The organism is Agrobacterium sp. K11, assembly GCF_059429395.1.
The window spans coordinates 595,314-609,066 of sequence record NZ_JCAHRB010000004.1; the positions used below are offsets into that span (position 1 = coordinate 595,314).

Annotated in this window: 9 protein-coding genes; 5 read left to right on the forward strand and 4 right to left on the reverse strand. The window is 57.7% G+C overall.

The features are described from left to right. Window position 1: 1 nt before the first annotated feature. The 3 genes from nikC to AC5SEO_RS12580 are packed head-to-tail and all read right to left on the reverse strand — an operon-like array spanning window position 2 to window position 3,512. Window positions 2–904, reverse strand: a complete 903-nt coding sequence (gene nikC, locus AC5SEO_RS12570) for a nickel transporter permease (RefSeq protein WP_003514116.1) — start codon at window positions 902–904, stop codon at window positions 2–4. After that, window positions 901–1,914 carry an ABC transporter permease gene (locus AC5SEO_RS12575; protein WP_065662127.1) on the reverse strand — a complete coding sequence of 338 codons (1,014 nt, stop codon included), beginning with the start codon at window positions 1,912–1,914 and terminating at the stop codon, window positions 901–903. Before AC5SEO_RS12575 ends, nikC begins: the two co-directional genes overlap by 4 nt. 2 nt (window positions 1,915–1,916) lie before the next feature. Further along, window positions 1,917–3,512, reverse strand: coding sequence for an ABC transporter substrate-binding protein (locus AC5SEO_RS12580; protein ID WP_112290274.1), 1,596 nt, complete (start codon window positions 3,510–3,512; stop codon window positions 1,917–1,919). Window positions 3,513–3,747: 235 nt separating this feature from the next. On the opposite strand from AC5SEO_RS12580, the gene AC5SEO_RS12585 reads away from it, so the two are divergent. Next, on the forward strand, window positions 3,748–4,788 hold the full coding sequence (locus AC5SEO_RS12585) for a dipeptidase (RefSeq protein ID WP_174068605.1): 1,041 nt from the start codon (window positions 3,748–3,750) through the stop codon (window positions 4,786–4,788). A gap of 60 nt (window positions 4,789–4,848) precedes the next feature. On the opposite strand, the gene AC5SEO_RS12590 is transcribed toward AC5SEO_RS12585, so the two are convergent. Then, entirely contained in the window at window positions 4,849–5,142 is a 294-nt protein-coding gene (locus AC5SEO_RS12590; RefSeq protein ID WP_003514125.1) for a hypothetical protein, read from the reverse strand. Between the two features lie 275 nt (window positions 5,143–5,417). Between AC5SEO_RS12590 and mprF the strand changes: the two genes are divergently transcribed. The 4 genes from mprF (at window position 5,418) to AC5SEO_RS12610 (ending at window position 13,719) form a co-directional block, all read left to right on the forward strand. Beyond that, window positions 5,418–8,018, forward strand: a complete 2,601-nt coding sequence (mprF, locus tag AC5SEO_RS12595; RefSeq protein WP_174068606.1) for a bifunctional lysylphosphatidylglycerol flippase/synthetase MprF — start codon at window positions 5,418–5,420, stop codon at window positions 8,016–8,018. A gap of 11 nt (window positions 8,019–8,029) precedes the next feature. Next, window positions 8,030–9,400, forward strand: a complete 1,371-nt coding sequence (locus AC5SEO_RS12600) for a virulence factor (protein ID WP_211390035.1) — start codon at window positions 8,030–8,032, stop codon at window positions 9,398–9,400. A 288-nt stretch (window positions 9,401–9,688) separates the two neighbouring features. Further along, window positions 9,689–11,014 carry a telomere resolvase TelA gene (telA, locus tag AC5SEO_RS12605; protein WP_174068608.1) on the forward strand — a complete coding sequence of 442 codons (1,326 nt, stop codon included), beginning with the start codon at window positions 9,689–9,691 and terminating at the stop codon, window positions 11,012–11,014. A 377-nt stretch (window positions 11,015–11,391) separates the two neighbouring features. Then, the gene (locus AC5SEO_RS12610) at window positions 11,392–13,719 is read left to right on the forward strand and encodes a DUF1217 domain-containing protein (protein WP_174068609.1); all 2,328 of its coding nucleotides are present in this window, start codon (window positions 11,392–11,394) and stop codon (window positions 13,717–13,719) included. The last annotated feature ends 34 nt before the right edge of the window (window positions 13,720–13,753 follow it).

Genomic DNA, 13,753 nt, shown 5'->3' on the forward strand with positions numbered 1-13,753 from the left:
CTCAATGTCCCTTCGGGTCGAGCACGTCGCGCAGACCATCGCCAAGGAAGTTGAAGGCGAGCGAGACGAGGAAAATGGCGATGCCCGGAATGGTGGCGACCCACCATTGTTCGAAGATGAAGCGCTTGGCCGTCGCAATCATCGCACCCCACTCCGGCGAAGGCGGCTGCGCGCCCATGCCGAGGAAGCCGAGGCTTGCGGCGGTGATGATGATCGAGCTCATGTCGAGCGTGATGCGCACGATGAGGCTCGGCACGCAGAGCGGCGCGATGTGACGGGCGATGATGCGCCAGGCGGAAGCGCCTGTCAGCCGGTAGGCCGCAACGAAATCGCTGCCGCGAACCGTCATGGTTTCGGCGCGAGCGAGACGCGCATAGGGCGGCCAGGCGGTGAGCGCGATGGCGAGAATGGCGCTTTCGACGCCAGGCTTCAGCGCCGCGACGAAGGCAAGCGCCAGGATGAGGCGCGGGAAGGCCAGGAACACATCGGTCACCCGCATCAACACCGTATCGACGATACCGCCGAAATAACCGGCGATGCAGCCGATGGCGAGACCGATCGGCGCAACGAGAACGACGACGGCAATGACCATGCCAAGCGTGACGCGACCACCATAGAGAATGCGGGAAAGAATGTCGCGACCCAGCTCATCCGTGCCGAACCAGTGCTCGGCACTCGGGAAGGCAAGGCGGTTGCCGAGGTTCTGCGCGGCCGGATCGTAAGGCGCGATGAACGGCGCCAGCAGCGACAGCGCAATGAAGACGATGATGATCGTGAGACCGACCACCGCCAGCGGATTGGACTTGAGGTTCAGCCAGATGCGGTACCGGTTTCCCCAGGCAGCCTGCCTGCGGGAATGCGGCGTCTCATCCAGAGCCCAGTTTCTGAAAGTTGCTAACATCATCGAACGCGGGGATCCATTACTCGGTAAAGTACGTCTGCGAGCAGGTTGAGGCCGACATAGATCAGGCCGATCAACAGGGTTGCTCCGACGACAGGGTTCATGTCCGCGTTCATGAGCGAGACGGTGAGATATTGGCCAAGGCCCGGCCAGCTGAAGACGGTTTCTGTCACCACGGCACCTTCCAGAAGGCCGGCATAGGTGAGTGCGAGAACCGTGACGAGCTGTACGGCAACCGTCGGGAAGGCGTGCCCCCAGATAACGGTCATTGCCGAAAGCCCCTTGGCACGGGCGGTAATGACATATTCGCCCTTCAGCGCATCGATCATGAAGGCGCGTGTCATGCGGGTGATATAGGCCATGCTGAAATAGGCAAGGATGCAGACGGGCTGCACCATATGGGCGATGGCGTCGTAAAACGCGTCCCAGTCGCCGGCAAGCAGCGTATCGACCGTCATCAGGCCGGTGACCGGCGAGATCATGCCGTCATAGATGATGTCCTGCCTGCCCGGTCCGGGTGCGAGGCCAAGCGTGGCGTAAAATACCAGCAGCGAAATCAGCGCCAGCATGAAGACGGGCACGGAATGGCCGGCAAGGCAGACGACGCGGATGATCTGATCCGTCAACTTACCCTGCTTCACGGCGGCCCATACGCCGAGCGGAATGCCGATCAGCGCAGCGAGAATGAGTGCTGCCGTAGCAAGCTCGAAGGTGGCGGGGAAAACGCGCTTGATATCGATCCAGACCGGGTTGCGGGTCAGAATGGAATTGCCGAAATCACCGTGCAGCACTTGCGACACATAGTGGAAAAACTGAACGACCAGTGGCTGGTCCAGGCCCATTTCGGCCCGAACCCGCACAATGACGTCTTCAGGCGCGTTGTCGCCGACTGCCGCAATGACGGGATCGACAGGCATGACGCGCCCGATCAGGAAGGTGATGACCATCAACCCGAACAGCGTCAGAATGACGCTGCTCAGTGTCGACGATATGCTTTTGACGCGCTTGTTCAATGTTACGCTTTCTTAGCATCGTGGTAGGAATTGCCCTCGGAGAGAACGCCGAGTTCAAAGCCGGAAACGCCCTTGCGGAACGCGGCCGTCTTCGTCGTCTGGAACATGAAGACGAAGGGGCTGTTTTCCATGTGCTCGCGCTGCAGCGCTTCATAAAGCTCGATGCGCTTTGCCGGGTCCTTCTCGTCACGGGCGGCTTCTGCCTTCGCGGCAAAGTCGTCGTTCTTGAAGCGCGAACGCCACAGGAAGGGCTTGGACTTGGCGTCGTCGCCATTGTCCTTGTTGATGTTGAAGACATCGGCATTGGAATGCGGATCGAAATAATCCGTGCCCCAGGCGGAAAGCGCCATCTGGTGTTCGCGGCCGCGCATCTTGGTCAGAACCTGACGGTTCTCGGCAGATTGCAGACGCACCTTGATGCCGATATCGGCAAGGTTTGCCTGGATGGCCTGCGCCAGATCCGGGTAAGGCTGGGCGGAATAGTGATCCATGGTGATTTCGAAACCGTCGGCAAGACCGGCTTCCGCCATCAGCGCCTTGGCCTTTTCGACATCGCGCTGGTACGGCGTGTCGTTGACGGCGCCGGGGAAACCTTCCGGCTCGAAGCTCTGGTGAACCTTGTGCGTCAGCGGCACAATGTTTTCCTGCATGCCCTTGTAGTCCAGCGCCCATTTGATGGCCCGCCAGACCTGTGGCTTGGCAAGGTTCTCATTGCCCTGATTGAGCGAGATCAGCACCAGCGAGGCGATGCTCTTGCGCTGCAACTCGATGTTGGCGTCGTTCTGGACGGTACGCAGCTGTTCCGAGGTCAGGTCGCGGGCAATGTCGATATCGCCCTTCTGCAACATCAGAAGCTGGGAAGACGGATCGGTGACATGGCGCAGGATGACGCGCTTGATGTTACCCTTGTAGGGGCCATTCGGGTTGACGGTGAGCGCTACGCTCTCGCTCGGCTTCCAGGCCTGCAACATGAAATCGCCGGAACCGGCGCTGTTTTTCTGCAGCCAGCCATTGCCGAGGTCTTCGCCCGAGGCATTTGCCAGCACGGCCTTCTTTTCAACGATCGCGCCGATATTGGCGGAGAGGCAATAGAGCAGGAACGAGATTGCGGTCGGCTTTGCCGTCGTCAGCTTCACCGTCTTTTCGTCGGCGGCAACGATGGTAGTTTCGGCATTGTCAGGCGTGAAGCCGAACTGGCCGATGATGAAGGCCGGGCTCTTGTTCATCTTGATGGCGCGCTGCAGAGAAAAGGCCACGTCTTCCGCGGTCACTTTCGCACCGCTCGAGAAGGTCGCATCGTCACCGATCACAAAGGTGAAAACCTTGCTTTCCGCATCGGCTTCCCAGGACTTCGCGATGACCGGATCGACCTTGGTGGAATCTTCACGGTTCGCCCGCACCAGCTTCTGGTACATGTTGGACATGATTTCACCGCCGACGGCTTCGAAACCCTCATGCGGATCAAGGCTCGTCATGTTGTCCAGCTGCTGGGCGACCACCAGAATATCCTTGGGCGTCGCAGCAAATGCCGGAATGTGCGCATAGGACAGGAACGGTACGGCAGCGCCGGCAATCAGCAGGTTGCGTCTTGAAATCATCGAAAATCCCCTTTCGGACCTTATTTTTCGGAAACGGTATGGGTTCGCCCCAATCCAGTCATTTTTTTTATGTTTTCCCGCGATTACCACGAGCAAACGAGGCGCGACCAATTCCAAATTTGGCAGAGCCTATGCACGGATTGCATTTGCTCCGACCTTGACCTTTCCTCTACCAATTCTCAAAAGTCTGACGACCGCGCGCCCGCGCCCCGCCCGTATCCAAAGGTGAATGACCATGACCGATGAAAAAACCGTACCCGTCTTCGACGGCCACAACGACGTGCTTCTGCGGTTATGGCGATCGGGCAATGCCTCTCCCGAAACGCTTCTCATCGAGGGTGATACGGTCGGCCACATCGACCTGCCGCGCGCCAGGAAGGGCGGGTTGGCCGGTGGCCTCTGCGCCATCTACGTCCCCTCGCCCAGCATGGAGAAGGACGCGAACGGCGACTTCACGACACCGGCTGAAGCGGACGCGCTGAAGGCGACGCTTGGCATGGCGGCCCTGCTGTTCCGCGCCGAGAAACAATCGGGCGGTGCGCTGAAAGTCTGCCGCACGGCCGCCGAGATCCGCAGCGCGATGGCAGAGGGCGCCTTTGCCTCCGTCTTCCATATCGAGGGCGCAGAAGCGATCGGCGCCGATCTGGATGCGCTGCATGTTCTCCACGAGGCTGGCCTTCGCACGCTCGGCCCGGTCTGGAGCCGCCCGAACATCTTCGCCTACGGCGTTCCCTTCCGCTTCCCGTCGACACCGGATATCGGCCCCGGCCTCACCGATGCCGGAAAACGGCTGGTAAAGACCTGCAACGAACTGAAGATCATGGTCGACCTGTCGCACATGAACGAACAGGGTTTCTGGGACATCGCGAAGATTTCGGACGCACCGCTGGTGGCGTCCCATTCCAACGCCTACGCGCTGTGCAACCACAGCCGCAACCTGACGGACCACCAGCTGGACGCGATCCGCGACACAGGCGGTCTTGCCGGCATCAATTTCGGCGTTCTGTTCCTGCGCCAGGACGGCGTGAAGAACCCGGCTACCGATCTTGGCGAACTGGTCCGCCATGTCGACTATATCGTCAACCGCATCGGCATCGATCACGTCGCACTCGGCTCGGATTTCGACGGCACCACCATTCCAGCAGCCATGAAGGATGCAGCCGATCTGCAATTGCTGGTCACAGCCCTGCGCAACGGCGGTTATGACGACGCCGCACTCGCCAAGATCTGCCATGGCAACTGGGTTCGCGTGCTGGAGAAAACGTGGGGCGCGTAACGCGCCCCGACTTTGGCATTCTCCCCGGACTTCCGTGCCGGAGACATGAAGCGGCAGGCCTCAGGCCTTTGCCGCTTTCTTTTTGCCCGTGGACCGAAACGCCAGCAGGCCTGCGACCAGACCAGCAATAGCCCATTTGATCGGCAGTACATCCGCCGTCTCGCTACGGATCGGCAGAACGGTCACTGTTCCCGGACGCGATTCATATCCGGCCTGCCCGCCGGCCTTCGCATCAGCGATCTGCTGCGGCGAGACAACCCATTCGGCGCCCCGCATCTTGTCATAAGCCATGTAGCCGCCGCCCACCAAAAGGGCTGCGATCAGCGAAATTACTATTCTTGTAGGCATGTTCATTTTGAATTTCCTTCAATTGAAAGAAGCGTTTAATCACATCAAACATCGCCTCCAAGCAATCGGAACGATTAATTCACGGAGTTTTTGATCTAAAATTCGAACATCGCTCTTTTTGGTTGCATTTTTCATTTTAACGGCGAAAATCTCGTTGGTTTGTCGCCAAACTTCACATCGACACGTCACGCATTTCTGCTAAGCAAATTTCCTCAACCGAAACGAATTAGCGACACAATCCTGTGGTTCGCCAACCAAGGGACTGGCGCTGGAAAAAGCAAATGGCAGACAAGAGCGAAATTATACAGACCGATATTACCGAATCCCCGGTTGAAAGCTTCTTTGCCAGAAACCGGCCCTATCTGACGGCCATCGCCATTACGCTCATCTTCGTGATGATGACGTTTGCGATTTACCGCCTCACATCCGAAGTGCGTTACGATGATGTGATCGCAGCCCTTCTGGACACTTCGCTTCCGGCCATTCTTCTTGCAATGGTCTTTACGGCGCTGAGCTTCCTGTCGCTGATTTTCTATGACGCCAACGCAATCGAATATGTCGGCAAAAAGGTGCGCTTCCCGTCCATGGCGGCCACCGCTTTTGCCGCTTACGCCATCGGCAACACTGCTGGATTTGGCCCCTTGAGCGGCGGCGCAATACGCTTTCGCGCCTATTCCAGGCTGGGACTTTCGCCGGGTGACATCGCCCGTGTCATCGCCTTCGTCACGCTGTCCTTCGGGCTGGGCCTTTTGTCGGTCAGCGCCCTTTCGACCTTCATCGTCGCACCACGCATCGCCGCCATCATCGGTCTCGACCCGACTGTTCTAAGGGGCGGAGCGCTCGCCGTCATTGCCGTTCTCGTTACCACCGCCTATATCGGCCGCAACGGCAAGGCGATCCGGCTCGGCAAATGGCGACTGCGCCTTCCCGACAGCCGCACCTCCTCGCGCCAGTTCCTCGTCTCCGCCTTTGATATCGCCGCCTCCGCCTCCGTGCTTTACGTGCTCCTGCCCGAGACGCATCTCGGCTGGCCGACATTCTTCGCGATCTATGCCACCGCCGTTGGCCTTGGCGTTCTCAGCCACGTTCCCGCCGGTCTCGGTGTGTTCGAAACGGTCATGGTAGCCGGGCTCGGCAACGCGATCAGCGTCGATCAGCTGCTCGGAAGCCTCGTTCTTTATCGCGTCATCTATCACGTCCTGCCGCTGGTTGTTGCCATTCTGGTGATGATCGTTTCCGAAATGAAGCAGTTCGCGGCCAAGCCGGTGGTCTCCGATATCAGCCAGCTTGCCGTGCGGCTGGCGCCGCCGCTGCTCTCGACCTTCGCGATCATTCTCGGCACCATGCTGATCTTTTCGAGCGTGACGCCGACGCCCGGCAGCAATCTGGATTTCCTGTCGAATTTCGTGCCACTGCCGATCATCGAGGCGGCGCACTTTCTGACGAGTATTCTCGGCCTTGGCCTCGTTGTCGCCTCCCGCGGCCTCGGGCAGCGGCTGGATGGCGCGTGGTGGATTGCCCTTGTCGCCGCATCGCTGGCGCTCATCCTGTCGCTGGTGAAGGCGATCGCCGTTTTCGAAGCAATCTTCCTCGGCATCTTCATCGCGGCGCTCGCCCTCAATATGCGCAGCTTCAACCGTCATGCCTCGCTGGTCAAACAGGCGCTGGGACCGAGCTGGCTCGCCGCTATGGCCGTCATCATCGCCGGCGCGGCAACGATCCTTCTGTTCGTCTACCGTGACACCGATTACAGCCACACATTGTGGTGGGAATTCGAGTTCTCCGAAGAAGCACCGCGCGGTCTGCGCGCCCTTCTCGGCCTGGTGCTCGCTTCCTCCACCATTGCAATTTTCAGCCTGATGCGGCCGGTCACCTTCAAGCCGGATTCCATCCAGCCGGAAGACGTTGAACGTGCAACCGACATCGTCATGCAGCAGGATTCGGCCGATGCCAATCTGGTGCGCATGGGCGACAAGCATGTGATGTTCTCGGAAAGCGGCAGCGCCTTCATCATGTACGGCATTCAGGGCCGCTCATGGATAGCCTTCGCCGACCCCGTCGGCAACGAGGAGGATTTTCCCGATCTGGTCTGGCAATTCGTGGAATCCGCCCGTTCGGCGGGTGCGCGCGCCGCCTTCTACCAGATTTCGCCCTTCCTCCTGTCCCATTGCGCCGATGCGGGCCTGCGTGCCTTCAAGCTTGGCGAACTGGCGCTGGTCGATCTTACCGCATTCGAATTGAAGGGCGGCAAGCTCGCGACTCTTCGCCAGTCACTGAGCCGCGGCGCCCGCGACGGGCTGACCTTCGAAGTTGTCGAGCAATCGCATGTTGCCGATATTCTGGATGATCTCAAGCAGGTCTCGGATGGCTGGCTCACCCACCACAATACAAGGGAAAAGCGATTTTCTCTCGGTGCGTTCGAGCCCAACTACATTCTCTCCCAGCCCGTCGCCGTGCTGCGCAAGGATGGCAAGATCACCGCCTTCGCCAATCTGATGGTGACGGACACCAAAAAGGAAGCCACCGTCGATCTCATGCGCTTTTCACCGGACGCACCGCGCGGCTCGATGGATTTCCTCTTCGTCAGCATCATGCAGTACCTGCGCGAGGCGGGATATGAGAGCTTCAATCTCGGCATGGCACCCATGTCCGGCATGTCGAAGCGCGATGCGGCACCGGTCTGGGACCGCATTGGCAGCACGCTTTTCGAACATGGCGAACGTTTCTACAACTTTAAGGGCCTTCGTGCGTTCAAGACGAAGTTCCACCCGAAATGGGAACCGCGTTACCTCGCCGTACAAAATGGCGCAGACGCCGCTCTGGCGCTGATGGACGCGACGGTTCTGATCAGTGGCGGTGTCAGAGGAGTGATCGGAAAATGAGAAAATACAGCATGCTGAAGGCAGCCCTTGCCGCTTCCGCCCTGTTCCTCTCCCCGTTGTTTGCTTCCAGCGCCGCCTTTTCGCAGGACAAGCCAGCCTATGACACCGGCATGATCCCCGCCGAGCACATCATGGTGCCGGATGGCGAAATTCTCGCCAGCGTCTTCCTGATTTCCGATGCGGACGGATGGACCAGCACCGACGAAGAACGCGCCAAAGCACTGGTGGAAAAGGGTGCCGCAGTGGTCGGCATCGATTTCAAGGAATATCTGAAGGCACTCGAGGCCGATGATGACGAGTGTATCTATATGATCTCGGACATCGAGTCGCTGTCGCAGCAGATCCAGCGCACCGCCGGGACGGCCAGCTATCGCCAGCCCATCCTCACCGGCATCGGCAAGGGCGGAACGCTGGCGCTCGCCATGATCGCGCAAAGCCCGGTCTCCACCGTTCAGGAAGCCATCGCGGTCGACCCCAAGGCTGGCCTGCCGCTTGAGAAGATACTCTGCACCCCCGCCACCAAGGACAAGGTGGACGGTGAAACGGTTTATGGCCTGACCGATGGCCCGCTGCCAGCTCCTGTCAGCGTGCTGTTCACGCCCGATGCGGATCAGAAGGGCCGCGACCACGTTAACGCCCTGGTGAAGCTTCATCCAGATATCGAAGTGACTGATGTGACAGGCAAGGCGGATGAGATTTTGTCCCAGACCCTGTCCGACAAGGTCGATGCGGCGGGCGACGCCAGCAGCCCGCTAGGCCTGCCGATCACGGTCCTCGAAACGAGCCCGGCGATGGACACCATGGCGGTGATCTATTCCGGTGACGGCGGCTGGCGCGATCTGGACGAGGAAGTCGGCGGCGCGCTGCAAAAGCAGGGGATACCTGTGATCGGCGTCGATGCCCTGCGTTACTTCTGGAAAGAAAAACAACCGCAGGAAGTGGCCAATGACCTTGCGCGCATCATCGACACCTACCGCAAGGAATGGAAGGTTCGGAACGTCGTGCTGATCGGCTATTCCTTTGGCGCTGATATCATTCCCGCCACCTATAATCTCCTGCCCGAACGCGCGAAATCCCATGTCGTGCAGCTGACGCTGCTTGGACTTTCGACCGAAGTCGATTTCGAGATTTCCGTCCAGGGCTGGCTCGGCGTTGCCGGCGAAGGCAAGGGCGGCAAGACCATCGACGACATCGTCAAGATCGATCCGAAGCTGGTGCAATGCGTCTATGGCACGGAGGAAGAGGATGAAGACCCCTGCCCCGGCCTGAAGGCAAAGGGCGTGGAGACGGTCGGCATCGAAGGTGGCCACCATTTCGATGAGGACTATGAGGGGCTTGCCAAGCGCATCGTGACCTCCCTGAAAACCCGGCTACCGAAATAGGCTGTCGCAACCTCTGCGGCTTCGGGAGAATTCCCGAAGCCCATACTTCCATCAGAATTCAATCACCCGAAGCGCCGCCGGCAGGATGTCGGCTCCCCGACTTGCCGATCTCGGCTCGCAAACCTTCCTTGAAGGTTCCACGCATCACGGCCATACTTGCGGAATCGATTAAACTATTATTCAAAAGAAATATGCTGGCAGCGAATATCCATGGCATTTCCGCAACCATGCTTCTGTTGATTGCCAATCATAGATTTTATATTTCCCGACCGGTTCAGGGGCCGCCGCATGCTCGCACGAAAGACCAAAACTCCAGTTCTCGTGGAACGCATCGACCAGTTCGTCGGTCGGGTCAGGGAGGCAATGAAAAGCAGCGAGACGTTGCGAAACAAAAAAATCCGCGATCTTTGGGACGCAGAGGTCCGCTACCATTTCGACAATGGCCGCACGGAAAAGACGCTCGAACTTTACATCATGAAATATCGCTATGCCCTGAAGGCCGAATTTGGGGCAAAGAGCACCCCGCTTGCCATCTGCAACATGAAAAAGCTGCGGGAGCGGCTGAAGACCTATATAGAGCGGGCCGACTATCCGAAAACCGGCGTGGCGACCTCCATTGTCGAAAAGATCGAGCGGGCGGAGTTCAACACCGCCGGCCGCAAGCCGACAGTGCTTTTGCGGATCGCGGATTTTATTGCAGCGATGAACGGCCTGGGCTCGAAAGAAGAGATGCAGGCCTTGTGGGACGCCGAAATCGCCGTCATGAAGGGCCGCGCCCAGACGACGATCATTTCCTACATCACCAAATATCGTAACGCCATCCGCGAAGCCTTTGGCGACGAGCATCCAATGCTGAAGATCGCCACCGGCGATGCCGCAATGTATGACGAGGCACGCCGGGTGAAGATGGAGAAGATCGCCAACAAGCACGGCGCGCTCATCACATTCGAGAATTACCGGCAGGTGCTGAAGATCTGCGAGGATTGTCTCAAGTCCAGCGATCCGCTGATGATCGGCATCGGCCTGATCGGCATGACGGGGCGACGCCCCTACGAGGTCTTTACGCAGGCCGAGTTTTCACCCGCCCCCTATGGCAAGGGCGTTTCCAAATGGAGCATCCTGTTTAACGGCCAGGCCAAGACAAAGCAGGGCGAAGGAACGAAATTCGGGATTACCTACGAGATCCCGGTCCTTGCACGCTCCGCAACCATCCTGTCCGCCTACCAGCGCCTGCGCGAAAGCGGGCAGGGAAAATTGTGGCACGGCATGTCGATCGACGATTTTTCATCGGAAACCCGCCTGCTGCTTCGGGACACGGTTTTTAATCTGTTCGAGGATCTCTGGCCGAAGGAAGAACTGCCCAAGCCCTATGGCTTGCGGCACCTTTATGCGGAGGTGGCGTATCACAATTTCGCGCCGCCCCATGTCACCAAGAACAGCTATTTCGCGGCCATCCTCGGACACAATAATAACGACCTCGAAACCTCGCTGTCCTACATGACCTACACGCTGCCGGAAGACCGCAACGATGCATTGGCGCGAGCCAAACGCACGAATGAGCGCACATTGTTGCAGATGGCGACCATCGCCCCCGCCTCCCGCAAGAACCCGTAGCGGTACCCGGAACTGCCCTAGAAAAAGCCTCTAATACGGCCTTGCCTCAGGATAGCGCTGAACACGCTGCCAGCGGTATTTTCGCATGTCTGTCCCAACAGCCCGGACAAATGTGCCGCCCTCAGCTTTTGCCAAGTCTTTCCCCTTTGTCTGCCGGCGTGGTGTTGGCGTTGGCGCTTGGGGCCGCTTCTGCCTGCACGCGATCTCAACGCAGCCACGCACCAAACAATCAATATAAATCTCAACTAATTTAATAATAAAAAATATTTACTCTAAATATTACTTTTAATTATACAGCTACGCGCAAGACTATACTGCAATTATCCGCTTCATAACTGGTTCACGCACAGATTTTGCCATAGTTTTTTCGGAGACACATGGTGCTGCCCGCATATACGACTTACGCTCTTTACAATCGTGATATGGAATTGTCGCTGAAACGCGTCGCGAACGACCCCGTCGTATCGCGCGACGCCAAATATTATGCGGATAATATCGGCAAGGTCAAAAACCTCGACGCGTTCCTGAAGGACTTCCGGCTCTATTCCTACGCCATGAAGGCACATGGACTGGAGGAAATGATCTATGCCACCGCCTTCATGAAGAAGGTGCTGGAAAGCAATCTCAACGATCCGAACAGCTTCGCCAACAAACTGAAGGATACGCGATACCGCGACTTCGCTGCCTCTTTCGATTTCGGCACGATCAAAGCGGAAAAATCGGTTCAGACAAAATCGCAGCAGGACCGGTTGATTGCCACCTATCACGCTACGATCGAACAGGAAGGCGCCGAATTAAAGGAAGAGACCCGTTTTTATAACATTGCCATCGAGAAGGTCGGGCATGTCGAAGATATCTTCAAGAACACGCGGCTTCGGGATTATATCTTCAAATCCTTCGGCATCGATCCCGAGACCTTCAGCTACAAGCACGTCAAAAACGTTCTGACGAGCGATATCAGCAATGCCGATAGCTACATCAACAAGACCTACAAGTCATTGATCCCGGAGTGGAAGGCAAAGGCGGCCGATCTGCGCATAGAACGTGCAGGCGTCGCGTCCACCGACAAACCGGCGCTCGCAAAGATCGACTACCTGATCAGCCAATATAACAAGCGTATCAACGATGCCAACAAACTGTTCGAGATGGCGGCCGCGTTTAATTTCCGGGACGACGGCCGCGTAGATGACGGCATGCCGGCGCAGACGGCTGCGCAGAGGCGACTGATTAACGAAACCTACGTTCTTTCAAATCCCCGCCTGACGCAGGCCGGAGCTGTTCTCAACCGCGAGTATTTCGCGGACAAGATGAAAACCATCACCGAGGCCAGCCAGATGACGCAGTTTGCGCGCCTGAGAACGATGCTCATCGTCAGCTTCAATCTGACGGACAATGATGAGACGGACAAGAAAATCGGCTGGGCCGTCTTGCAGGATCCGAATGATCCGCAAAGCCCCATCCACAAGGAGAAGGACAAAGGTCTTGTCGATCTGGCACGCGCCTTCAATTTCGGTGCGGACGGCAAGATCAAGACCGGCAAGGTAGCGCAGACCGCCGAACAGCTCAACACCATGATGAACCTCTACTTCAGCCGTTACGATGACAAGGACGAAGCAGCGGACGAAAAGGCAATCAAGAACTACCAGCGCTACATCGGCCTGACGAAAAATCTCGAGGATTTTCTGTCGAACGCGCAGGGCGCGGTCATCATTCGAAACTTCGCCCTGAAAGCCTTCGATATTACCGCTGAAGAAGCCTCGTCCTTCACGCTGAAACGGGTATTTACCAGCGATCTGTCAGACCCGAAAAGTTACGTTTATACTTTGAAAGACGAGCGTTTCGTGCGGCTGGCCAAGGCGTTCAACTTTGATGCCGAGGGCAAGATTGGCTCACCCCGGCTCGCCCAGTCGGAAAACGAGATCACCCGAATATCGCGAAATTATCTGAAGGAAGTTACCCGTTGGGACAAGGACAAAAAGGTCAGGGAGAAAGGTGAGAAGGAGGTCACCTATTATCGCCAGAAAATGGAAACGATTGAAACCGTCGATCAATTGCTCTCCGACCGCCGCCTTCTCGATTTCATGCTGATTGCGCAGCGTATCGACCCCAAAACGGTCACCACCGACTACCTCAAGAAGATCTTCAAGTCCGACCTCAAGGACCCCAAAAGTTTCGCCAATACCGAAAAAGATGCCCGCTTCCGCGCACTTGCCGGCTCCTTCAATTTCGACGCCAAGGGGAATATCGTCGCGAAAGCCGGCCAGAGCGTGCAGAACACCCGCAGCCTCATGGAAACACGCGACAAATATGTTCGGCAGACGCTGGAACAGCGGGTCGGCGAAGAAAATTCCGGCGTTCGCCTTGCGCTCTATTTCAAGCGCATGGCTGCCAGCATTTCCAATCCCTACGACATACTCGCCGATAATGCGCTTGCGGAGTTCACCCGCACCGCCCTTGGAATTCCCGCAGAAACCGCAAACTCCAAGGTGGATGCGCAGGCAAAGATGATCGAGAAGAAGTTGAAGATGAAGGACCTGCAGGACCCCAAGAAGGTCGAAAAACTGGTCAATCGCTTTTTGCTGACATTCGAAGCTAACAACGCAACGTCGGATCCGCGTCTCGCTCTATTCGGCAGCGGCAGCACGTCCATCAGCGGCAATACACTCGCGACGTTGGGGCAACTCCGCAGCCGCCGCAGAGGTTAGACCATCCATAAGTGCTGGCCGCAGGTTTTGCCCT

Coding starts and splice junctions, on each gene's coding strand:
- nikC (WP_003514116.1), bottom strand. CDS start 904: ATGATGTTAGCAACTTTCAGAAACTGGGCTCTGGATGAGACGCCGCAT.
- AC5SEO_RS12580 (WP_112290274.1), bottom strand. CDS start 3,512: ATGATTTCAAGACGCAACCTGCTGATTGCCGGCGCTGCCGTACCGTTC.
- AC5SEO_RS12585 (WP_174068605.1), top strand. CDS start 3,748: ATGACCGATGAAAAAACCGTACCCGTCTTCGACGGCCACAACGACGTG.
- AC5SEO_RS12590 (WP_003514125.1), bottom strand. CDS start 5,142: ATGAACATGCCTACAAGAATAGTAATTTCGCTGATCGCAGCCCTTTTG.
- mprF (WP_174068606.1), top strand. CDS start 5,418: ATGGCAGACAAGAGCGAAATTATACAGACCGATATTACCGAATCCCCG.
- AC5SEO_RS12600 (WP_211390035.1), top strand. CDS start 8,030: ATGCTGAAGGCAGCCCTTGCCGCTTCCGCCCTGTTCCTCTCCCCGTTG.
- telA (WP_174068608.1), top strand. CDS start 9,689: ATGCTCGCACGAAAGACCAAAACTCCAGTTCTCGTGGAACGCATCGAC.
- AC5SEO_RS12610 (WP_174068609.1), top strand. CDS start 11,392: ATGGTGCTGCCCGCATATACGACTTACGCTCTTTACAATCGTGATATG.